This window comes from Sporosarcina sp. So3-204 (assembly GCF_058068165.1).
Map to the genome: position 1 here is coordinate 642,342 of NZ_CM176485.1, position 23,332 is coordinate 665,673.

At 37.5% G+C, this 23,332-nt stretch carries 22 protein-coding genes; 8 read left to right on the plus strand and 14 right to left on the minus strand.

The annotated features are described in order from the left end of the window. The first annotated feature begins 313 nt into the window (after positions 1 to 313). A complete protein-coding gene (locus AC3RV6_RS03020) occupies positions 314 to 1,402 on the plus strand; it encodes a glycosyltransferase (protein ID WP_489747993.1) in 1,089 nt (362 codons plus the stop codon). Between the two features lie 95 nt (positions 1,403 to 1,497). Here AC3RV6_RS03020 and AC3RV6_RS03025 read toward each other — a convergent pair whose 3' ends face one another. The 3 genes from AC3RV6_RS03025 to AC3RV6_RS03035 form a co-directional block, all read right to left on the minus strand. Beyond that, positions 1,498 to 3,090: a SulP family inorganic anion transporter gene (locus tag AC3RV6_RS03025; RefSeq protein ID WP_489747994.1), complete on the minus strand. Its 1,593-nt coding sequence runs from the start codon at positions 3,088 to 3,090 to the stop codon at positions 1,498 to 1,500. A 198-nt stretch (positions 3,091 to 3,288) separates the two neighbouring features. After that, the gene (locus tag AC3RV6_RS03030; RefSeq protein WP_489747995.1) at positions 3,289 to 4,041 is read right to left on the minus strand and encodes an NlpC/P60 family protein; all 753 of its coding nucleotides are present in this window, start codon (positions 4,039 to 4,041) and stop codon (positions 3,289 to 3,291) included. Between the two features lie 182 nt (positions 4,042 to 4,223). After that, a complete protein-coding gene (locus tag AC3RV6_RS03035; RefSeq protein ID WP_489747996.1) occupies positions 4,224 to 4,568 on the minus strand; it encodes an SCP2 sterol-binding domain-containing protein in 345 nt (114 codons plus the stop codon). A gap of 239 nt (positions 4,569 to 4,807) precedes the next feature. Here AC3RV6_RS03035 and AC3RV6_RS03040 point away from each other — a divergent pair, with 239 nt between their 5' ends. Further along, on the plus strand, positions 4,808 to 6,121 hold the full coding sequence (locus AC3RV6_RS03040) for an NAD-dependent malic enzyme (RefSeq protein ID WP_489747997.1): 1,314 nt from the start codon (positions 4,808 to 4,810) through the stop codon (positions 6,119 to 6,121). Positions 6,122 to 6,456: 335 nt separating this feature from the next. Here the strand turns inward: AC3RV6_RS03040 and AC3RV6_RS03045 are convergent, their stop codons facing one another. From AC3RV6_RS03045 to AC3RV6_RS03055, 3 genes are read right to left on the minus strand one after another with little or no spacing between them, the layout of a single operon-like run. Next, positions 6,457 to 8,112: a b(o/a)3-type cytochrome-c oxidase subunit 1 gene (locus tag AC3RV6_RS03045; RefSeq protein ID WP_489747998.1), complete on the minus strand. Its 1,656-nt coding sequence runs from the start codon at positions 8,110 to 8,112 to the stop codon at positions 6,457 to 6,459. After that, positions 8,112 to 8,615 (minus strand): cytochrome c oxidase subunit II, encoded by a 504-nt coding sequence (locus AC3RV6_RS03050; protein WP_489747999.1) that lies wholly within the window; start codon positions 8,613 to 8,615, stop codon positions 8,112 to 8,114. The genes AC3RV6_RS03045 and AC3RV6_RS03050 overlap by 1 nt, the downstream gene beginning before the upstream one ends. Positions 8,616 to 8,636: 21 nt before the next feature. After that, positions 8,637 to 8,783: a cytochrome c oxidase subunit 2A gene (locus tag AC3RV6_RS03055; RefSeq protein WP_489748000.1), complete on the minus strand. Its 147-nt coding sequence runs from the start codon at positions 8,781 to 8,783 to the stop codon at positions 8,637 to 8,639. A gap of 258 nt (positions 8,784 to 9,041) precedes the next feature. Between AC3RV6_RS03055 and AC3RV6_RS03060 the strand changes: the two genes are divergently transcribed. Beyond that, positions 9,042 to 9,743: a glucosamine-6-phosphate deaminase gene (locus tag AC3RV6_RS03060; RefSeq protein ID WP_489748001.1), complete on the plus strand. Its 702-nt coding sequence runs from the start codon at positions 9,042 to 9,044 to the stop codon at positions 9,741 to 9,743. A gap of 84 nt (positions 9,744 to 9,827) precedes the next feature. Here the strand turns inward: AC3RV6_RS03060 and AC3RV6_RS03065 are convergent, their stop codons facing one another. The 3 genes from AC3RV6_RS03065 to secA2 all read right to left on the minus strand — a co-directional run bounded on the left by AC3RV6_RS03065 (position 9,828) and on the right by secA2 (position 13,601). Then, positions 9,828 to 10,046 (minus strand): hypothetical protein, encoded by a 219-nt coding sequence (locus tag AC3RV6_RS03065; RefSeq protein ID WP_489748002.1) that lies wholly within the window; start codon positions 10,044 to 10,046, stop codon positions 9,828 to 9,830. Between the two features lie 289 nt (positions 10,047 to 10,335). Then, on the minus strand, positions 10,336 to 11,238 hold the full coding sequence (locus AC3RV6_RS03070; RefSeq protein WP_489748003.1) for an accessory Sec system S-layer assembly protein: 903 nt from the start codon (positions 11,236 to 11,238) through the stop codon (positions 10,336 to 10,338). A 2-nt stretch (positions 11,239 to 11,240) separates the two neighbouring features. Further along, positions 11,241 to 13,601: an accessory Sec system translocase SecA2 gene (secA2, locus tag AC3RV6_RS03075; RefSeq protein ID WP_489748004.1), complete on the minus strand. Its 2,361-nt coding sequence runs from the start codon at positions 13,599 to 13,601 to the stop codon at positions 11,241 to 11,243. Between the two features lie 264 nt (positions 13,602 to 13,865). Between secA2 and AC3RV6_RS03080 the strand changes: the two genes are divergently transcribed. Continuing rightward, entirely contained in the window at positions 13,866 to 14,909 is a 1,044-nt protein-coding gene (locus AC3RV6_RS03080; protein ID WP_489748005.1) for a glycosyltransferase family 4 protein, read from the plus strand. A gap of 287 nt (positions 14,910 to 15,196) precedes the next feature. Here the strand turns inward: AC3RV6_RS03080 and AC3RV6_RS03085 are convergent, their stop codons facing one another. Together AC3RV6_RS03085 and AC3RV6_RS03090 are read right to left on the minus strand one after the other, a co-directional pair. Beyond that, the gene (locus tag AC3RV6_RS03085; protein WP_489748006.1) at positions 15,197 to 16,258 is read right to left on the minus strand and encodes an LCP family protein; all 1,062 of its coding nucleotides are present in this window, start codon (positions 16,256 to 16,258) and stop codon (positions 15,197 to 15,199) included. 153 nt (positions 16,259 to 16,411) lie between these two features. Next, a complete protein-coding gene (locus AC3RV6_RS03090) occupies positions 16,412 to 17,044 on the minus strand; it encodes a YigZ family protein (protein ID WP_489748007.1) in 633 nt (210 codons plus the stop codon). Between the two features lie 147 nt (positions 17,045 to 17,191). Between AC3RV6_RS03090 and AC3RV6_RS03095 the strand changes: the two genes are divergently transcribed. The 4 genes from AC3RV6_RS03095 (at position 17,192) to AC3RV6_RS03110 (ending at position 20,165) form a co-directional block, all read left to right on the plus strand. Then, positions 17,192 to 18,349: a sensor histidine kinase gene (locus AC3RV6_RS03095; RefSeq protein ID WP_489748008.1), complete on the plus strand. Its 1,158-nt coding sequence runs from the start codon at positions 17,192 to 17,194 to the stop codon at positions 18,347 to 18,349. Positions 18,350 to 18,375: 26 nt separating this feature from the next. Further along, positions 18,376 to 19,050, plus strand: a complete 675-nt coding sequence (locus tag AC3RV6_RS03100) for a response regulator transcription factor (RefSeq protein ID WP_489749170.1) — start codon at positions 18,376 to 18,378, stop codon at positions 19,048 to 19,050. Positions 19,051 to 19,120: 70 nt separating this feature from the next. Further along, positions 19,121 to 19,681, plus strand: a complete 561-nt coding sequence (locus AC3RV6_RS03105) for a nuclear transport factor 2 family protein (RefSeq protein ID WP_489748009.1) — start codon at positions 19,121 to 19,123, stop codon at positions 19,679 to 19,681. A gap of 124 nt (positions 19,682 to 19,805) precedes the next feature. After that, a complete protein-coding gene (locus AC3RV6_RS03110; protein WP_489748010.1) occupies positions 19,806 to 20,165 on the plus strand; it encodes a YhjD family protein in 360 nt (119 codons plus the stop codon). On the opposite strand, the gene AC3RV6_RS03115 is transcribed toward AC3RV6_RS03110, so the two are convergent. The 3 genes from AC3RV6_RS03115 to AC3RV6_RS03125 all read right to left on the minus strand — a co-directional run bounded on the left by AC3RV6_RS03115 (position 20,162) and on the right by AC3RV6_RS03125 (position 23,174). Next, positions 20,162 to 20,671 (minus strand): competence protein ComK, encoded by a 510-nt coding sequence (locus AC3RV6_RS03115; RefSeq protein ID WP_489748011.1) that lies wholly within the window; start codon positions 20,669 to 20,671, stop codon positions 20,162 to 20,164. The two genes, AC3RV6_RS03110 and AC3RV6_RS03115, sit on opposite strands and share 4 nt — an antisense overlap. A 716-nt stretch (positions 20,672 to 21,387) precedes the next feature. Beyond that, a complete protein-coding gene (locus tag AC3RV6_RS03120; protein WP_489748012.1) occupies positions 21,388 to 22,551 on the minus strand; it encodes an amidohydrolase in 1,164 nt (387 codons plus the stop codon). Positions 22,552 to 22,655: 104 nt separating this feature from the next. After that, positions 22,656 to 23,174 (minus strand): antibiotic biosynthesis monooxygenase family protein, encoded by a 519-nt coding sequence (locus tag AC3RV6_RS03125; protein ID WP_489748013.1) that lies wholly within the window; start codon positions 23,172 to 23,174, stop codon positions 22,656 to 22,658. Between the last annotated feature and the right edge of the window lie 158 nt (positions 23,175 to 23,332).

Genomic DNA, 23,332 nt, shown 5'->3' on the forward strand with positions numbered 1-23,332 from the left:
TTAAAGTAATATAGATAGAGCAAAAAGTTTATTTGATTTTTAAAAAAGTATTGTGTGCAAAACGAATAATTTGAATCTAATTCAGTCAATTCCATAATAGGATTTTATCGCCACATCACTACAATATATAGTTGAGTTAAAACGTTCTCAACTATATATTGTAGTGATGTAACGGATTTAAGTAATTATGAAATTGACTCAATTGGTTTATTTTGATGAAAGGCTCATCTATTGAGGATATGCTATACTTATTCAATGAAAATAAATGTAGAAAACTAACTAATATATTATTGACGGGAGTAGTTGAGTTCTAATGAAAATAGTAGTGTTCAGTAATATGTATCCATCTGAAGAACATCCCACTTTTGGGATATTTGTAAAAAATCAAGTTGAACTTCTTCGCGCAGCAAATGTCGATATTGATGTTATTGCAATCGATAACCCACAAAAAGGTAAAGTCGTTACCATTAAGAAGTATGCATCATGGTTTTTAAAGTCCTTGTTTTACATGCTGAAAAATAGAAAAACGCTCACTTTAACGCATGCTCATTATGCATTTCCAACTGGTTTACTCTCATTAATCGGTAACAAGTACTTTAGTATTCCATATGTTGTGACTGTCCACGGCGGTGATATTGATAAGATGGCAGCAAAAAGTGTAAGAATTGAAAAGTTGACGAGAAAGATCTTAATAGATGCGAAGACAGTCATTGTAGTTGGTGAGAAGCTGAAATTAGATGTGGTAGATCGTTTTGGTGTACCTGCGGAGCGTGTCGAAGTGATGAGTATGGGTGTTGATACATCTGTCTTTAAACCTGTTGTTATGGGGGAGACAAGACGGGCGCTTGGTTTGTCCGAAAATGAAAAAGTAATCTTATTTGTAGGCAATGTCATTAAAGCTAAAGGTTTATTGGATCTAGTAAATGCCTTTAAAATTATAAACGAAAAAAACAATTGTTCATTGTACATAATTGGTTCTCAGAGAGATCAGTCGTTTATGGAAGACTTACGATTGCTCATTCAGCGTGAAGAACTAACAGGCATTCATTTCAAAGATCCATTAGGTCAAGAAGAGCTTGCACGGTGGATGGGTGCTTCAGATATACTTGTTCTGCCTTCGCATCATGAAGGATTTGGATTAGTTGCGCTAGAAGCGATGGCCTCAGGAGCGAAAGTTGTTGGGTCAGATGTCGGTGGACTATCATACTTACTAGATGGGCATGCAGGCATTCTAGTGGAACCAGAAAATCCGCAGTCATTAGCAAAGGGATTGGCTACTGCGTTTGAAACCGATAATATTGCAATCCGGGATGACATTGTTCGGGAGCGTGTGACATCAAACTCGTTTGACACTATACTTGAAAACTTATTAATCATTTATCGTAAGGTGGACAAATGCTAAGATCTTTTTTTGATAATTAATTGTGTTTAATTTGTCCTTAGTAACGATAAAAAGCCTTTCATTCCATAGAATTTATGGAGTGAAAGGCTTTTTTCTTACATAAAGAAGTTATGCTCACCAATTTTATCGTAGAGTCCACTTTTCTTGAAGTGTTCGATTTTATTTTTATGGAGCCGTTTAATAATAATCGTAATGTCTTTTTTTCTAGCTTCATCAATGAGTTGTGAAAGTACGGCTTCACCTGTTGCATCGATTGCGGATAAGTGTTCCATATCGAGAATAATACTTGTTGCGGTTGTTTTTAGTATAGCTGGATACTTATCTTCTAAAGACTTTGCTGATCCGAAAAATAGGGGTCCGTCAACAATATACTTTTTTAATAATGTTTCATCACCGTTACTAAACCTCGTAATTTCAACGTCAGATGCTTTGGCTACTTTTAAATCAAGTTTATTGATCATCTTCCGTAAAAATGAGATGACTGCTATTAACATACCTACTTGGACTGCGACTGTTAAATTGACGAATATTGTTAGTAAAAAAGTTGTTATGAGTACAATTGAGTCGCCAGATTTTATTACAAGAAGATGTAAAAATATTTTGCGGGCGCTCATATTCCACGCAACAAACATTAGAATAGGTGCCATCGCAGCGAGTGGAATGTAGGAAGCGTAAGGTGCGAATAAAACTAAGAAAGCTAGAACTAATAAACTTTGGACAATGCCCGAAACGGGACTGACTGCACCTGCACGTATATTTGTTGCTGTTCGTGCAACTGCACCGGTTGCTGGAATTCCACCGAATAGGGGCGTGATGATGTTCGCGATGCCTTGCCCAAATAATTCGCGTTTTGAGTCATGCTTTTGATTATCCTCGGGTTTCATACCATCGGCAACAACTGCTGATAAGAGTGATTCAATTGATCCGAGTGCTGCGATGACAAGGGCTGGAGCCCAAAGTGCAACTAATTTTGATAGAGTAATCTCGGGGAAGTGGAAGCTGGGAAGTGAACTTGGTATGCCACCAAAAGCAGAGCCAATTGTTTCCACTTTTCCAGGGAAAAATAGTACGGAAACGATTGTTGGTATGAGAAGTGCTACTAGAAATAAAGGAATCTTAGGTGCGATTTTTGGTAAAATAAAAATGACTGCGATTCCAAGAACTGCGGTCATGATACTTAAGGAGTTTACTGTATGAAACTGTTTAATAATCCCGATCATGTCTTCATGGAAAAATTCATTGCGTTCAAGACCAGTTAGCCCGAAAAAGTTTCCGAGTTGGCCCATGAAAATGATGACTGCGATTCCTGTTGTAAAACCAATTGTCACAGACTTAGGAACGAAATGAATGAGGCTACTAACTCCAGCATAACTCATAATAACGAGGAATATTCCTGCGAGAAATCCTGCGAGAAGAAGATCTTCATAACCGTATTGAATGACAATTGCGAGTAGAATTGGTATAAATGCGCCGGTAGGTCCAGCGATTTGATAACGGGAACCCCCGAGTAATGCGACAATGAATCCGGCAATAATGGTCGTATAGAGGCCATATTCAGGTTTCACTCCTGAAGCAATTGCGAAGGCCATACCAAGAGGAATTGCAACAATGCCCACAGTAATACCCGCAATAAGATCCTTACGGAACCCAGCTGCGTTGTAATTTAAATACCTTTTATCCTTGAACACTTTATCCACTCCGTTTCGTTCAAGATATATATATGAAATAGTGACCTGATACTAATACTAAGTATAACCAATAAATGGCTTTGTTACAAGGTATTAATATAGGAGAAGCCTTGTAGATTGATAGGGATAAGTTAATTTTCCGCAAATTTATTCCGAAAAAAAACTAACTTCCTGTAAAAAAGGGAAGTTAGTTTTGATTTATTTTAAAGAATTAAACCTTTTGTAGCCCATAACTTTGTCTTTCCAATAAGTTGAGTTAACTGATGAAATTTCAACCTGCTTTGATCCGGCATGAATGAAATTCCCGTTACCCAAATAAATCCCAGCATGTGAAATGCCGATGCGATATGTATTTTCAAAAAAGACAATATCTCCTACTGCTGGCTTGTCTACATAAGAAGAAAGTTTATATAAACCAATAGTGTCGGTTCTTGGAAGGTTAAGTCCAGCATTTTTATACACATAAGAAAGGAATCCGCTGCAATCGAAACCTTCTATAGAAGAACCGGCCCATAGATAGGGTGTTCCTTGAAGGGGCAGCGCTATTTTGACCGCGGTTCCCAAGACTTTACTAGAAGCTCCTGTTAGCGGTAAGTTAGTCGCAGCTTCATCTTTTTTAAGCGTCGATTCAGCAGTGACGAGAACATTCCTTTTTTTTCCGGCTTGAACGACAGTGGTATAATTTTTGCTTTGGGTTGTCCCAGAATTAGGTTTGTTAAATGAACCTGGTTTTGAAGTAGTGTATAACGTTTGATTAACAAAAATACTGTCTACGTTAAGTTTATTCAATTCTTTTAATTGATTAACAGATATATTATTCTCGAATGCAATTTTCCATAAAGTGTCACCAGGTTTAACTATGTAGGTACCTGTACTTGCTTCTGCATTACTAGTTGTGATAAATGCGGTAAGAGCAAGTGCAGCTATTGCCGAAAAAGCAGTCTTCTTCATTAGTCTACCCCCTTGAGATTCAATCAATCTATTACATAGTAACCTTTTCAAACATCTTTCGCAATAGTCAGATAATATTAATCTTATTGGCAAAAGGATCTATTGAATCATAGAGGTGAAAGTAATTAAGGTCCATATCTAAATTTAATTTTGATATGGACCGATTAATGTAACTTTTAACATTAAAATGAGTATTGTTTTAATAGGCTTTCAAGTTTTAGTGCAAGTCCAAGGCTTCCTTTAACTTTCAGTTTTCCCATCATATAAGAAGCGGTAGAGTTCAAGTTTCCAACAAGTAATTTTTTGAAATCTTTAACACTCATTGAAAGTGAGCAATCTACTTCGCCGGGATCTCCTGTAATGGTTTTAGCTAATCCATCTTTGAAAATTAAACCGTATTTCTCACCATCGAGTTCAAACGAATAGCTAGTATTCATCCCAGTAATGGGGCCGGATTCTCCGTTTAGCTTTTCATCAATCATAATCCAAATATCTTCCATAGACATCGAATCAATATTTATTCCCATAGTTAACACTCCTCATTAATGAATACTCATTCATAATCCATTATACCATTTATTTCTAATAAAAATATCTACTATTGAATATAGACGGTATTTGATATTTTAATTGATTAAATATAGTCAGAACTGTGATAAGCTAAAGAGGAAAGTTGTTTAATTAATCAAAAGAAATAAAATTTGATTTACGAATATGCATAATCAGTGTAAAATGAATATGTGATATATATATAGGGGGTATTTTAATGGGGCAAGCTGAATTTTTAAGAAATCTAATTGTTGAAACACCTTCATTACCTGGTAATCTTGCAAAAGTTGCAATGGCAATTGGTGATTTGGGTGGAGATATTGGGGATATTGAAACACTTAAGATAGGTGTACTAACGACGATTCGTGACGTATCAGTTCAGTGTCAAAATGAGGAACATTTAGCGCAGATTGTACAAGCTGTAAATGATATTGGTGGCGGTATATTCGTTCATGCCGTATCAGATGACGTTTTAAAGGCGCATGAAGGCGGTAAAATACATATGAAAGGCCGTATGGAAATTCGGTCATTAGCAGATTTGCAACGCGTCTATACGCCAGGAGTGGCGAACGTTTGTGAATTAATTAAAAATGATCCTATTCAAGCGAATTACTTTACAGGAATTTCGAATACTGTCGCGATTGTAACGGATGGTACTGCTATTTTGGGACTTGGCAATATAGGGCCTGTTGCAGGGATGCCTGTAATGGAAGGAAAAGCAGTTTTATTTGATCAGTTTGCGGGAATTAGTGGTATTCCGATTCTTCTAGATACAAGTGATCCTGATGAAGTGGTGAATACGGTGAAGCATATAGCTAAAGGCTTCGGTGGTATTTTACTTGAAGACATCGGGTCACCGCATTGTTTCGAAATAGAGGAACGTTTGAAAGCAGAACTTTCGATTCCGGTTATGCATGATGATCAACATGGTACGGCTGTCGTTACGCTCGCTTCTGTTATTTCGGCTTGTAAGCAAACGGGCGTTAAACTTACAGATTCAGTTGTCGGTCAAATAGGCCTTGGTGCTGCTGGACTTGCAATTAGTCGGATGCTTCTTGCTTATGGTGTGAAGGAAGTACGTGGTGTTGATAGAGATCAAGTCGCGCTTGATAGATTGACAGAACACGGCGGTGTCACTGTAGATTCACTTGAAGAACTGATGGCAACTTCAGATATTATTGTTGCGACTACGGGTGTTAAAGGTTTAATTAAGCCTGAAATGGTTCGAAAAGGACAGATTATTTTAGCGCTTTCTAATCCTAATGCGGAGATTGACCCGACTGTAGCACTTGAAGCGGGTGCGTCATTTGCTGCTGACGGACGTCTCGTAAATAATATTCTAGGTTTCCCGGGAATTTTCCGCGGTGCTTTGGATGCAGGTGCGAAGGAAATCACGTATCCAATGCTGATTGCTGCGGCGTTGGCTATCGTTGAAACGACGAAGCCTGGTGATCTTGTTCCACATCCGTTAGATCCAAATGTACACCAAAATGTTGCGGAAGCTGTTGAACGTGCTGCGACAGGCAATTAATTTTAATATTGAATAAAAAAACTGCTTCATCCTGCGAATGTTATTTGCAGGATGGAGCAGTTTCATATTTCAGGCGCACTTCGCTTTTCTTATTGTCCAGCTATGTGCGCCAGCCGCTCGAGTCGCTTCAGCCATTCAATTGAAGTCAAAGTCCGACTTCATTTTCATGTCTTCCACCGATCTCGCGTCTACCCGGGCGCACTTCGCTTTTCTTATTGTCCAGCTATTTTCGCCAGACACTCGTGTCGCTTCAAAAATTTAAGTGAAGTCAAAGAGCGACTTCTCTTAAATTTCTTCCAGCGCATGTCGTGTCTAAAGGGCGAAAATAGCTTTTCTTATTTCCCGATCGGCCAATCGAATGGTACTGATCCTGGTGGTGAGTGTTTTAATATCTCAAAGATTGGGATTGTATATGCGAATAGAATTAATCCTATTGTAATCCCGACCCAAAGATACCAGTTTTCAAGAAACTTCGGTGTAGGATCTGCATCTTCTTCCTCTTCTGCGATTGGAAACTCTTCCAAATCAATAGGCGCAAAGAATGCCATTTTAATAAAGATATAAACCATTAATACGACACCAATAAAGAGAATTGTTCCACCAACGGCCTGCCAAAGTTGGTAACTAATCCACGTACTTACTTGGTCGCCCCCTGCATATTCTGAGTAATTAGAACGACGAGGTCCGCCTAGTAGTCCTTGAATATGCATTGAAGTAGACATAATAGTCATACCAACTGTCCAAATAATCGTTTGAATAATCCCTAGCTTATTAATTTGCGGCGTTAATTTCCTACCAGTTAGATGTGGAACGAGCCAGTACGAGATTCCAAAAAACGTTAATATAACAGTCGTTGCAACGGTTAAGTGAAAGTGGCCGGTAATCCAAATCGTGTTATGGACTACTGCGTTCATTTGGTGAGAGGCATTAATAATTCCGCCTGCACCACCGGGAATGAATGCGACCATTCCTACGAAAGGTGCGAAAAAGCGTACATCTTTCCAAGGTAACTTTTTGAACCAACCGAATAAACTTTTATGGCCTTTTTTACGTCCTGTCGCTTCAAAAGTAGCGAAAATTGAGAATGCGGTCATTAACGAAGGGATGATGACCATAAAAGTTAAAACAACTTGAATGAATTTCCATGTCGAATCAATTCCAGGTTCAGTTAGTTGGTGATGGAAACCTACGGGAATTGAGAACATTAGTAATAAAACGAAAGATAATCTTGCAAGTGAATCACTGAATATTTTTCCGCCTATAATTTTAGGGATGATTGCATACCATGCCATATAAGCAGGTAATAACCAGAAATAAACGAGCGGATGTCCAAAGTACCAAAATAATGTTCGACTTAACAACACATTAATTGTTGCTGTATAACCTAGAGACCAAGGAATAAACAGAACAAGAACAGATACAGCAACACCAAGTGAAGCAATGATCCACATAATCATATTAATCGTTACCATGAATGCAAGAAGTGGTGACTTTTCACCTTTATGTGCTTTCTTCCAGACATAAAGTTGGCGGAAGTTAACGATTCCGGCAACCCAACTTCCGATGATTACTAGTGCTAATCCGACGTAGAAAAGTGGATGGGCCCGTAGCGGTGCATAAAATGTATATAAAACAGATGCCTGACCTGTAAGAATCATGACAGAGGTCATAATTGTACCAACCAACATAATCCAATAAGATGCCCATGCAACTTTCATTTGTTTATCCGAGATACCAACTGTTTTTCCCAGTAACGCAAATTGGAATCCAATAATGAAGAAAGTAGTAAGAACAAGTCCTAAAATAACGCCATGCACAGTAAGGATAGTATAATAATTGATTCCAAAGGGGAGTGTGTATTTACCTGAACGTGCAAGTGTTTGAAGTAAACCCATCAAACCACCAATTAAGAGAGAGGCGAATGTGACGTACATAAATGCCATGTATAATCTAGACTCTTTTTTAGAGAATTTTCGTTCTTTCGCAATCATTATTCATACACCTCCACTGTTCCGTACATCATGTGATGACCGATGCCGCAATACTCATTACAAACGACAGTAAATTCACCAGCGTTTTTCATAACTGTTTCCAAACGACTAATATGTCCCGGTTCAACCATCATGTTGACGTTCGTTCCGGCTATTTGGAAACCGTGAACAACGTCTTTTGTTGTAATTTGATAAAGAACGGTAGCGCCTTTTGGTACGCGAATTTTTTTAACTGGATCCCCGTTTTCATCAACACCAAAGTCGTAGTTGAAAGCTGAAGCGACCATATTGAGTATATATTTACCTTCGCCCACTTCTGTTAATCCGAGGTTTTCAGGTTTAAATGCGTCATGGGCTTCAACATTTTGCGGATCTATTGTTTCCATATGACTTTGAGGATGTGTACCTTTCCAGAAGGCTGCGAATCCGATAATTATTAAGAATAATGCCAGTGAACCAATTCCGAGTGTAAGCCAAATCTTTTCGTATTTGTGTAAATGCATACTGTTTCCTCCTGTCTTTTATTATCTAGATAAAAATAAAGCGTATATGCCGAACCAGAAAACTAGGATGAATAAACCTAATAGCATGACTGCGATAAAAGTCCCTTTAAAATGAATGCCTGGATTATCTTTATTTGAAGAATGCTTTGTTGTATTTTTCCCGCCCATATGCTCACAACCTTTCTTTTTCTATGTTGTAAATGTCTGTTACTAATAGCATAGTTAATTAAATTAAAATGGTAATTAGGGAAATCCCTATGTTTTATTAAATTGGCTAATTGTTCACAGTAACTTCACAAGCTGGTCAGAAAATTGACATGTAATATTTCTTTTATTAATGATTTGAAATGTGTAATAGTTGACCGTGGGGGTGACAGAAACTACAATTAGACAGTAGTTAAATTCTAGTGAAAGTCGGTTGATGAAATGGGAAATTTAAAAGTTATTAATGTTACCAGTCGAGAAGAAGGCGCAGAAGCACTTTTTCAAGTTATAAAAAACGAATTAGACAATGATCGGCTTCATGTACTAGGACTTGCAACGGGCGATACGATGATTCCGATATATAAAAGATGGGTTGAGTCAGATCTTAATTTTAACAATGTAATCGGATTTAATTTAGACGAATATGTGGGTGTTAGTGCAGATAATCCTAATAGTTACGCATACTTCATGAATGAACATCTTTATAAAGAAAAAAACTTTAAAGAGAAATATATATTAGATGGTTTGGCTACAGATTTAGATGCAGAATGCGCATCTTATGAAGCGTTACTTGATGAAAACCCGCTAGACTTACAATTATTAGGTGTGGGTGAGAATGGACATATTGCTTTCAATGAACCGGGTACGTCTGCAGATTCGTTGACACATGTTGCGAAGCTTACAGATTCAACGCTTAGTGTGAATAGTCGTTTCTTTGACAATGACGAAAAAATCCCAGATACTGCATTCACAATGGGAATATTGACGATTATGCGTTCTAAGAAGCTAGTCCTTGTAGCGTTTGGTGAGAAGAAGCGTCAGGCGATTGCGAAATTACTTGAAGGAAAAGTAACGCCGGATTGGCCCATTACAAAGCTTTTAGATCATGATGATTTAATCGTTATTACAGATCTTAACCTTTAACAGAATTAAGCAGAAGTCACAGAATTTAAAAAAGGAAAGGCTACATCCACTAATTGGATGTAGCCTTTCCTTTTCTGTTTTTTACTACCGATTAATTTTTCCAGATTTATATTCTTCATACGATTCTTTGTTTTTTGGCAATGATTCAAATTGTCCTGCAGTATAGCTAATTGGTAGTTCCTGATTTACTTCACAGTTTTCAATTTGTTCCTCTTGCCATCTATCAATATTAACTTCTATCAAACCTTTTGCGTTATGGAATATTTTTAGTACATCCTCAAACAGTTGATCTTCTCGTTGCATAAAACTTACCTCCTCGAAGTATCGAACTCTTATAATTAATATACCCACCATGAAAGCCTATAAACAATAATTGAAACATTTTATTGAATTCATCAGAATTTTCCTGCGTTTATAAGTGGGAAGGTGGAGAGAAGCGGAAAACTCTCTTCTAGATTGAATGCATGTATGCCAGTTTTTAGGTTTATTTCAAACGACCACGAAGAATCTGGACACGATTACGTCAATATGTAATTAATTATAAAAAAAGTAGCAGAATCACTAGATAAGTGATTCTGCTACTTCAAATTAATTATGCATTTTGTTGCGGTACACGAATTGTCCAACGTGAAAAATCTGGTTCTTCTTTTTGGATTAATTCTTTAGGATAGATGAATGTCCAAGGTTTAGACGTATTCGCTTTAACTGAGAGTTCCTCAAGTGTGAAAGAACCGCTCGCTATAAGATCACCAGTCGCGTCGATGAGTTCAAGTGGCAATTTCTCAATATTGATTTGTTTAGAGTGACCATTACGGATGAAAACTGAAGCGGCGATACCACCGTTATCCTCTATTTTAACCTGGAATCCACTAATGTTCACCTCACGTGGTTTCAACTTCGGAAGTCCTTCTACTACTTTAGAAAGTCCTTCTTTCTGTTCCTCTGATAAACCCTCATCCCATGCTTTGTCTAGTTCGAGTTTATGAGGCACCATCGATTGTACATTAAAAGCTAATTTCCAGTTTTCAGTAGGTGGTTGCTCTGCAAAAGTATTTTCTTTAGTGAAAACGAATACCCAAGGACGCGCGCTGCGTGCAGGGATATCACCAAGTTCTTTTAAGTCAAATTCATTTGAAGCAAGTGTATTTCCGTCTTCATCAAGAAGCATTAGTTCAACACTTCCAATAGAAATTTCTTGGTCTAGTGATGAGCGGAAGAATGCTTTAACAAGCCAACTTCCATTTGCAGGTTCGACATCAATGTCAATCCCAGATAAGGAAATTTGATTGGGCTTAAGTGGTTCCAATTCATTCGAAAGAAAACGAAATACGTAATCTTGCTCTTGGGGGATATTCCACTCTGGATGTAGAGAAAGTGTTGTATTTACGTCATCAGTTGCACTTGTTGTGTTAACGCCATCAACAATTTCTGTTGAATCAACCGAACTTTCAATCCCGGTTTTTTCAGCTTTTTTGAAGAATGAAAAAAGATTCATAATTATTGTGCCTCCTGGTGTTCTTTAATAGACTTCATGAACGCAATAATTTCAGAAGCGATATTGCGACGTAACTGTTGGTAATGTCGAGCGAAAATTTCAAGACCTTCTCGCTGATAAATCCGCATTGGATCCTCTTGTGAATATGATCTTAGACCAATACCTTCTTTTAGGCGTGTCATGACTTCTAGGTGCTTTACCCAAGTTGCATCAATATGGGAAAGCATAGCATGTGGAATCATTCGTAGAATTTGTTCATTATCTACGAAAGTATCAATATAAGCAAGCAATTCAGTTAGCGGTTTTTCAAGTACCTTCATAATATCAGATGGCTTTTCAAGTGATCTAGGTAGTGTAACAGATTCAAGCAGAAGTGAGTTCATCGTCTCTTCAATTCGTTCGAAATTCCAGTGATCAGCACTCTCGTTTTCAGGGCAGTTCTCGTGAACCGCAAAATCTACTGTTTCATCAAGCATTGATTTTAATTGTTTTAGTATATCTTCACCTTCAAGTACATTATCTCGCAAAGTATAGATTACTTTTCTTTGGTCGTTTATCACATCATCAAGTTTTAAATTGTATTCACGCATTGAGTAATGAGCACCTTCAACAATGCGTTGCGTGCGTTCTGTTAATTCGTGAACGTCTGCGTTAAGAACAAGACCATTATCATCAGCAGTTATTTTTTTATTGAACTTTTCAATTTCCTCTTTGGAAAATCGCTTTAACATATCATCTTCTATAGAAAGGAAAAATTGACTTTCGCCAGGATCTCCTTGACGGCCGGAACGCCCGCGTAATTGGTTATCGACACGTCGGCTTTCGTGTTTCTCTGTGCCTAAAACAAAAAGTCCGCCATTTTGGGCAACACCTTCACCTAAAACGATATCCGTACCACGTCCTGCCATATTTGTTGCGACGGTAATTTCACCATGCTGTCCAGCTTCAGAAATTAACTGCACTTCTTGCAAAACGCTTTTGGCATTTAGTAAATTGTATTTTAATTTATGTTTATCCAAGTATTTAACGACTTCTTCAGATTGTAAAATTGAAGTTGTTCCAACAAGAACAGGTTGTCCTTTTTTATGACGCGCGGCAACTTCTTTTGCCATCGCATTATATTTACCTTCTATTGTTACGTATACGCGATCTGAAGCATCGATTCGTTGCAACGGATTGTTTGTAGGAATTTGAATGACGTCCATGCCATAAATCTCACGGAATTCCTTTTCTTCAGTTTTCGCAGTACCTGTCATCCCGCAAAGTTTTGGGTACATGCGGAAATAGTTTTGAATTGTAATTTGTGCCTGAGCTTTATTTTCTTCAGTTATAGGAAGTTTTTCTTTCGCTTCTATAGCCTGATGGAGTCCGTCTGAAAGCGTTCGACCTTCCAAAATTCTTCCTGTAAACATATCAACAAGTTCAATTTTTTCATCTTTTATAATGTAATCGACATCGCGCTTGAATATGACTAATGCACGCACCGCCTGAATTACATAATGATAAAGTGTTTGATGATCTAATTCATACAAGTTATCAATGCCAAAAGCGCGTTCGATTTTTTCGATGCCAGTATCTGTTAGGGAAGTTGCCTTTGTCTCATCATCAAAATCATAATCTTCACCTTCTATGAAACGCTGGGCAAGTCGAGCTGCTATATTATGGAGGTCCTCGTCTGCTGCCATTTTACCTGCAACAATTAATGGGGTCTTAGCTTCATCAATGAGAACACTATCTACTTCATCTATAATTGCAAAATGATATGGACGTTGTACTTTGTCGTGTGGCTGTTGCGCCATATTATCACGTAAGTAATCGAACCCGAATTCAGTACCAACACCGTAAGTAATGTCAGCATTATAGGCTGCTTTTTTTTCTTCTCCTTGCATCATCGGTATATTTAGACCGACAGTAAGTCCTAGAAAACGGTGAACTTGTCCGATTTGATCAAAGTCACGCTTCGCTAAATAGTCGTTTACTGTAATTACATGAACACCTTTTCCTTCAAGTGCTTTAATATAGGAAGGAAGAGAAGCGACAAGTGTCTTACCTTCGCCTGTTGGCATTTCCGCAATGTTACTTTCTGTTAAAACGAGACCACCAATTAACTGCACATCAAAGGGACGCATGCCAAGAACACGTTTGGACGCTTCTCGCACAACGGCAAAAGCATCGGGAATAACCGATTGAATTTTTTCACCTTTCTGCAACCGTTCCTTCAGTGTATTCGTCATCTCTTGTAATTGTAGGTCAGTCATACTTTCATAGGTTACTTCTAATTTATTAATTTGGTCGACAACTTTTCGGTATTTTTTTAATTGGCGCTCGCTCGTTTTGTTCGAACGCTTGAAAATTGATAACATACATAAACGCTCCTTTTATCAGTCCATAATATAGGACTCACTTTCATTTTATCAAAAATCATGTTAAATAACTACTACAAGGGCATTTCTTTGTTAGGAAATAAGTAGAATGGATAGTAAGAAATTTGGGAGAATGAATACTTTAAGATTAGAACCACGTAGCAGAAGATTTCAGATCGTACCAAAAGGTGCTTTCTTTAAATTCACGTGGTATAATTATAGAAGGTAGATGAAAATAATTAGTTAATTTTAGGGAGGAAGGACATGTTATACATTGCAATTGCGGTAGCGTTTGTAGCATCAATTTTGCTGACTCCGCTTGTCCAAAAATTTGCTATCCGTATCGGAGCAGTTGATCGCCCGAATAATCGGAAAGTCCATACGACTTTAATGCCCCGTATTGGTGGCCTTGCTATATTTGGTGCTTTTTTAATTGGATATGTTTTATTACGTCCTGTAGATGAACATGCTGGTGGTATTCTAGTCGGCGCTTGTATTATTATTTTGATTGGTTTCCTTGACGATATGATTGAAATATCGGCTAAGGTGAAAATGGCTGGTCAACTTGCAGCTGCACTTGTTGTCATTTATTGGGGCGGATTACAAATTGAGTTTATTAACTTACCTTTTGGTGGTCAGTTGGAGTTTGGTTATCTTAGTATTCCTATTACCATTATTTGGATTATTGGAATCACGAATGCGATTAACCTAATCGATGGATTAGATGGTCTTGCAGCTGGTGTTTCATCAATTGCGCTTATAGCACTTTCTATTATGGCGATTATTATGGGTGACCCGTTCGTTATGGCGACTGCTGCGATACTTGCCGCAAGTTCACTAGGGTTTTTATTCTTTAATTTTCATCCAGCGAAAATATTCATGGGTGATACAGGATCACTATTTCTAGGTTATATGATTTCAGTACTTGCGTTATTAGGATTTAAAAACGTAGCTGTTATTGCGTTAATTATCCCGGTTATTATGCTCGGAGTTCCGATTTCTGATACGTTTTTCGCAATTATTCGACGTATTCGAATGAAACAAAAGATCATGGCGCCAGACAAATCACATTTACATCATTGTTTATTAAATACTGGTTTTTCACATAAGCAGACCGTGTTAATTATCTATGGTATTGCGGCTTTGTTTGGCTTAGCTGCTATATTGTTTTCACAAGCGACTGTATGGGGATCAGTTTTACTTCTTATTGTCATGCTGGTTGCGATTGAAGTGTTTGTCGAGCTTATTGGTCTCGCAGGTGCTAACTACCGTCCGATTTTAAATCTTGTTCGATTAATTGGAAAGTAAAATAAAAAGTCTAGGCAGCTCTCATTTTGAGAATGTCTAGACTTTTTATATTGTTGTAGTAAGATGATTTGAAATGCAATCATCTCTAAAGATGATTTGAAGAGCAATCATCCTGAAGTTAACATCTATGTAGCCGAACCCGTTCACGGCTGGCGTTTACCCAAAGGGGGACTTCGTTATTGCTGAAGTCCTATCTGTTATGCGTGTTAATAATTGGCGTTAAATAAACGACAAAAAAGGGTGATGTGTAAAATACACAACACCCTTAATATTCACGTTCTTCTTAGCTAGTTATTGTAATCATCTTGAACTGCTGATTCATTTGATTTAGATGGTGTAGTTTCGCTATCAGTTAGTTTAGTGGATTTTTGTTTAAGACCGAGATGCACTTGGATTTCTTCTTTCACAAAATCGAGTTTGTTTTGGTCGAGCATATAATAGTAGGTTCCTGTGGACATATCATCAGAACCGTCCAATGTAATTGCTTTGACATCAGGCATACCGCCTTTGATATATTCAATAAACGATTTCATTTCATTGTAAGTCATGTTTGTTTTCATATTATCGCCAACAGCGTCGATGACATCACCGTATTTTGTGATGGACTTAACAGAAGTTGCTTGCTTTAATATTGCTTGCAAAACATCTTGTTGACGTTTTCCGCGTTCAACGTCACTATCGATTTTACGAGTTCTTGAAAGTGCTAATGCATGTTTACCGTCAAGATGTTGTTTACCAGGCGTTAACTGAATTGTGCGTTTGTCATTTTCATCTAACTCGAGGATTTCTTTTGGAATATTAACATCGAGATCAATTCCGCCAAATGCATCAACAACGTCAATGAAAGCATTAAAATTCATTTTCACATAATAATCGATTGGTATATCAAGCATTCCTTCTACTGTTTCAATTGTTCCGTTTACACCACCGAAAGCATGTGCATGCGTAATTTTGTCTTCGCGACCTCTGTCGGGAATATAAACATACGAATCACGGGGGATGCTAATGAGTTTTACCGTTTTATCTTTATTATTTAGTGTTGCAACGAGTAGTGCATCAGAGCGGCCATGTCCGCCTTCTTTTCTTTTTTCACTTTCATCTACGCCTAGAAATAGAATAGAGACGTTGTCACGAATAGGTTCAACCACTTCAGCGCGTAAATCAGATTTGGTTCTGTTTTCAATTTCTTCATAGGCACGATCAGCAGCATTGGCAGCTTTTTGTTGTAGATTAACTGCGTAAGCAACGACGACTAGGAAGGCAGATAAGGTTACGAGGAGCGCTATTTTTATAACTAGTCTTTTTCCAGACTTTTGTTTTTTACTTTTTTTATAATCTGTTCTTTTCATCTATTATTTCCTCCGACCTCAGTATATAAATTCACTCATAACTGATTTATAAAAACGAAAAAAATTATGTCGCTATGGGCTTAAACCCTTTTGTTGCGCACAATTTTACAGTCTATTATATTATACCCTTTATTTTGTGTTTCGTAAAATATATCAAGCGTCGAATTCTAAGAAAGCATGATTAACGATGGCGATTTTTGCTTGTCCACTAGTCATATCAATCATCCATTCTTTAAAATTAAGATCCTGTGAAATGGGTATATATAAATATAGCTCGACATCTTCAGCGTATGTAATTTCTTTGAGTGGGTAAACAGACTGTCTAACTTCATTCTCAACTTTGCCAAGCCATGTATAATCAACAGATACTTTCATCAGAAAATGGCATTTCCTTATAACAACTCCAGTTGCGGAAATTCCTTCTGAAGTAGCGCGCCCGTATGCACGAATGAGTCCGCCGCTGCCAAGCTTAATGCCACCGAAGTAGCGTGTTACGACGACAGCTGTGTCTTTCAATTCTTGTCGCTTTAACACTTCAAGCATAGGGACCCCAGCGGTTCCGGATGGCTCACCATCATCATTTGCTTTTTGAATATTATCATGTTCTCCAATCATATATGCAGAACAATTATGATTTGCTGTATGATGTAATTTTTTTATTTCATTAATGAAGTCAAGCGCTTCTAGTTCGGTTTCTACTCGTTTAATGTACGTAATAAATCGTGACTTTTGAATAACGAATTCACTCTCTCCGTAGTCTTTCACGGTGCGATAATCAATTCTCATAGTAACACCTCCACTACTTTGTAATACAATCTTAACACGAATCGGGCTGTCTAATGATATAATGAAGTAAGTGTGTAATTGAATATGTCATACCACTTACATTCTACATAATAAAGAAATTTTAAGTTTTGGGCTGGAGGGAAGAAATTGGTTAACAGTGAAGTTGACATAAAAGCCTTGGATACGATTTTTCATACTATTATACGCACGATGGATCAATCAAAGAATGATATCTTCATTATCAGTGAACAAAGTCGCAAAAGCTTTGATAAGATGAAGAGTGAGTTGGAAATCATAAAAGCTGAGATCTTGAGGTTAATTACCGAAGGTGACGCTATTGAGAAGTTAACCGGCTATTCACGTAAACGTCTAGCTGATGTTTCTAAAAACTTTGGAAATTATTCTGAAAATCAAGTAAGGGAAACATATGAAGTAGCTAATAAGTTATTGGTGAAACTGTCAATCAATCGAATGGAAGAAAAACAGCTGCGCCAACGTAGGGATGAACTAGATAGACGTCTTGTTGAACTTCTAGATACGATTGAGCGAGCAGATCAACTTGTTAATCAAGTGGCGACTGTTAGCAATTATTTAACATCAGACTTGAAAAATATTGGTGAAGCGCTTGAAACGGCAAAGCATAAGCAAGATTTCGCAATCCGAATTATTGAAGCACAAGAAGAAGAACGTAAAAGACTCTCCCGTGATATTCATGATGGACCTGCACAAATGCTTGCGAATGTGTTGATCAGATCTGAATTAATTGAAAAAACGTATACTGAAAAAGGTGCAGAACATGCTATGGTTGAGTTAGCTGATCTAAAAGTGACAGTTAAAGATGCGCTTTTAGAAGTGAGACGAATTATTTACGATTTGCGTCCAATGGCTTTAGATGACCTAGGCTTAATTCCTACATTGAAAAAGTACTTATCAAAAATTACAGATTTTGAAAAAGAAATATATATTCACTTTCAAAATAGTGGACAAGAACAACGCTTTCATACTAATATCGAAGTAGCGGTGTTTCGACTTGTACAGGAATCTGTGTCCAATGCAATAAAACATGGTGAACCCAAGGACATTTGGGTGAAGATTGAGTGGCTTAACGATATAATAAATATAGTGATTAAAGATAATGGAAAAGGGTTCGATAAGAATGAAGTGAGAGATAAATCATTTGGTCTTATCGGGATGCGTGAAAGAATAGTTTTACTAAAAGGTACAATGAAAATAAATTCAGCTCCGGGTAACGGAACGACTATTTTGTTCCGTATTCCATTTGAAAGCGGTACAATTAAAGGCTAATTCCTTTAGGAGGAAGAAAAATGACAATGATAAAAATAGTAATAGTAGATGATCACCAATTATTCCGTGAAGGTGTAAAACGAATTCTTGATTTTGAGAACTCTTTTGAAGTAGTTGCAGAAGGCGATGATGGTAGTGAGGTCGTATCACTTTATGAAGAAAATAAGCCAGATGTTATTCTGATGGACATCAATATGCCACGTATGAACGGTGTCGATGCAACTGAATTGCTACTTAAAGAGCATCCAGAAGCGAAAGTAATTATTTTGTCGATTCACGATGATGAATCTTATGTGACACATGCATTAAAAACAGGTGCACTTGGTTATATGTTAAAAGAGATGGATGCCGAGTCAATTATACAGGCAATAAAAGTAGTTGCAGAGGGTGGTTCTTACCTTCATCCGAAAGTAACACGTAATTTAGTTACAGAATTCCGTAGATTAAGCGAACGGGAACATAAAGGTGCTTTCCAACAAAACGATATTCGTCGTCCATATCATTTACTAACTAAGCGCGAATGTGAAGTGCTTCAGCTATTAACAGATGGACAAAGTAACCGGACAATCGGAGAAACGCTATTTATTTCTGAAAAAACTGTGAAAAACCATGTATCCAGCATCCTGCAGAAAATGGCTGTTAATGACCGAACACAAGCAGTTGTCTCTGCAATAAAAAATGGCTGGGTCGAAGTTAAATAAGTAGTTGATTAATAAAGAAAAGAGGGCCTTCCGTTTGGATTGGCTCTCTTAATTATTCAGGAGGTAAGACATGAAGAAGTTGCCAATTGCGATTACTTTAAGTGCTATGCTTGTGCTTGGTGCTTGTAGTAGTGATAAAGAAACAGGGGAAAGTGGCTCCACAAATGACGGAGAAGCTACAAATGAATACGGCGCGATAGACCACGGTGTTGAGGATAAAGGAATCGGCTTTACCGTAGACGGTGGTACAATCGAAGAAGCTTCGGGTGTGCCCGCTAAGGAAAAGGATCAACTTGTCAAAGCGCTTAATCGGTATGTTGAAACTTCCAACGACCAAGACATGGATGCTTATCTGGCAACCTTATCTGAAAAAAGTTTTGATATTGAAGAAGAGCAAGCATTTATGGAGAAAATTTTCAGTGAATATACTGTCGTAAAAGAAGTATCTAATGTAACGATTACAAAGTATTCTGCAACAGAAGCACAAGTGTTTTCTGAAGTAACAACGACATCAAAATTACTCGCTTCTGGGGAAGAAACAATTTCTTCTGGACGTCAAGTGACTGTGTTTGTGAAAGAAGAAGATGTGTGGAAAGTGGCGTCACTGAGCTATATAGGGAATCCAGAATAATTTATAAAACCTTCTAGCATTTTATCGCTAGAAGGTTTTATTTATTTCCATATCGGTTGATATTTTCGGTAATTAAACATATAATAAAGTAAGAACTAGTGTTCGGGAAGGCGGATGAGAAAAATTGCCGTTAATACCAAAAGAGGCATTGCCTTACTTTGAGAATAAGATTTATTTACCGATGATACTGATTGTTTTGGAACGTGATCGAAAGGTATTTGAAAATGGCTCCTTCAAGTTAAAAAGACCTTATGTACAAATCGTAGATGAGGTGGTGCAATCGGTGCAAAAAGAATTGAAAGAAACAACTATTTATTTGCAACGTAATAATATGAAAGTTATTCGTGGGAAAACGGATGACACCTTTACTGAGTATGCATTTATTTATGGTGGCTATGAAGATCATCGCCGGTATTTAAATGTTCGTTTGCGAAATAGAACAGAGGAACTACTAACGGTATACTTTTCAACGACACGTAATTAGTTATTAATAAAATTTGTTGAACCTATTAATTGCTGTTGTTTTTTTAGGAAGTTTATTCTCAACAAATGAGCTAATGAATATTGCCGTTGTATTGTTGATAAGGAAATGTTGACATCTATGGAATAACCATTCGTTAAATAGATTGTACATCCCATATTATTACCTTTAAAGTTTTCAATCGCATGTAAAGCAATCCATATATTCTGCTCCGATGTAGCAGACATTGTAGGTAGAAAAATAAGTGGTATACCACCATCATTTGCTATGATAAAGGGCAGTTTATGTCGTTTATGAAGAATATACTTGGAACTGTTTGTAGCTGTCTTAAAAGAGTTTCCATAATAGGTACAGGACTTGTTTACGATATGAAATGGCTTTCTAGGGAGAGATAGCACTCGGTTCTTTTCGATGATTCTCGTCATCATCTTATTTTCTTTCAGAACCGGTTGTAGTACGAATGTGTCGAAAGAAATAATATACGCAGCGTTTTGACTTTTTGGATTCAATAAAATCACTACTTTCATTATATTTGTAATATTCATTATATAAGAACATTTGAATAATGTAAATAGAAAATAGTTAATATTAACTATTTTTAAAATTAGGTATTCAGTTTTTTGGTTGTACAATAAATGACGTTGGTAAAGAAAACCCCCTTCTCTGTAAAACAGGTGAAGAGGATGGAAATTCACTAACGTCATTTTTTGAAGATATTGACCCAAAGAATCCTACCCCCCGCTAATTTCCGTTCCGAGCGGCGCGCGGATAAGTGCGGAAAGATGCAGTTCAATCTTTCCCTCCTCCTCGTCGCGAAAACCGCGCGCCTGCGGGGTCTCACCTGTACTCCGGACAAATTGAACTTTCATTCGTCCAAAACTCCCGCCGAAATCGCCGCTCTGCACGCCAATTAGCTAAAAGTGTAGGCTATATACGTTCAATATAAATAGAAAACAAGCGGATTCTCATTCATTTTAAGTTGAAATTAATTGAGCCAAAACCTGTTAAAATAAATTAAAAATCACCACACGCTAATGCAGTATGATCCTGCTTTAGAAGCGTAATGGCGATAGGATTGAAATCTACGGTGATTAAGGACCATTTATTTCAACTTATTTTATCCAGTCACAGTCGACTGAAAACACTTCACTAACGTCATTTGATAAAGAACCAGTTTTTATAATAAAAAAAAGACCCTTCACTTTGAAGGGTCTAATGGAAAAAATTAGTTTTGATAATCAATCGCTGCTGCACCGAGAAGTTTTGCTGCGACAAGCATTGCATTTTCATCAAAGTCGAATTTAGGATGATGATGTGGAAATGCATTTGCAGGCCTTGCACCAGTAAAGAAGAATGTACCAGGTACTTTTTCAAGATAATAAGCAAAGTCTTCTCCGCCCATTTGTGGCGTTGATTCAACGACTAATTCTTTGTCTAATACGGTTTCAGCAACTGTTTTAAAGAACTCAGTTTCAGCTGCATGATTGACGACCGCAGGATAGCCGCGAACATAATCAAAGTCAATGACACAGTCATTTGCAAGTGCTGTTCCATCAATAACTCGCTGCATCTCGCGTTCCATTAAATCTCGAATTTCGGGATTAAACGTACGCACTGTACCGCCAAGTTTCGCTGTATCTGCAATAATATTAAACGCATTTTCTGCAACGAATGAACCAACTGATAAGACCGCTGAATCAATTGGATTGACGCGGCGTGAGACAAGCTGTTGAAGATTCACAACAAGCTGTGCGCCGATAGCAACGGCATCTTTGGTTTGATGTGGTGCAGCCCCGTGTCCACCCGCACCTCTTACGAGAATATCGAATCTATCAGCAGCCGCCATTACAGGGCCAGCCAAGTATTCAACCGTTCCAAAATCAGTTAATGACCATAAATGCGTCCCAAAAATAACATCGACTCCGTCTAGACAGCCGTCCTCGATCATAGGTTTCGCTCCACCAGGTGCAAACTCTTCCGCGTGTTGATGAATAAATACATATTCACCTGCAAGATCTTCATGCATTTCATGGATGGCTTTAGCAAGTTGAAGAAGCGTAGCTGTATGGCCATCATGTCCACAAGCATGCATAACACCAGCGACAGTAGATTTGTAAGGTACATCTTTTTCATCTTGAATAGGTAGTGCATCGAAATCAGCGCGGAGTGCAACAGTTTTACCAGGTCTTCCGCCTTTTACGCGTGCAACGACACCATTACCACCAACATTTGAGCGAACTTCAACGCCAAGGTCAGCGTAAAAGTCGAGTATATATTTTGCTGTTTTTTCTTCTTGGAAAGATAACTCTGGATTCATATGAAGGTAGCGACGCATAACGACCATATCTTCGTAAGAATTTGTAAGTTTCTCGAATAATTTTTCTTTCATATAATTACCCCTTTTCAAAATAAAAAATCAATAAAGTTAATTATAACAATGAAAATACGTTCAAGCAACGCTCCAAGAATTATTGATTCGATAACTTTTCAAGATTACTTATCGTTATTTTCTTCTTTTACATGGAATGTTGTTACATAAGGTGCGCTTGAAAAGATATGGGAAGTTTTATCCGTACCAACACGGCTATCTCTTTTCTCGTGTGCTTCTGAATAGGCAGCTGAATTTTTCCAAGCATCAAAAAACATCGACTTTGTCCACTGTGTCATAACGATATACGTATCTGAATCAAGTGGGCGAAGAAGACGAAATGCGACAAATCCTGGTTCGTTTTCAATTGCACCTGCACGGTTTTGGAAGCGATGTTCAAAAACAGGACGTCCTTCATCCGTCACAGATATATTATTAAAAACGAAGAATCCTTTGTCTTCTAAATCACCAGAGGAACTAATGACCTCATAACTACGCGGCGTTTGAAAAACGGTTTTGCCTTCTGTCTCGTGTAATAAAACAGAATTTCCAGCACCTTGCATAACAACCATCATTTCATTTGGATAACGATTTTTAACAATATCCATAAAATATATTGTTCCTGAAGTTAAATAGATATTCATTTTTCAATCACTCCTTTTCTCACTTTATATTTTCCCTCATTTCCCACTTTAAAACAAACCTTGACGAAACTGTGGCACGCGTGTGGCACAATTATATGACAAATGAAGCGTTCATCTATACAATGCATGGTGAAACGTCTACTATTATAACGGATAAA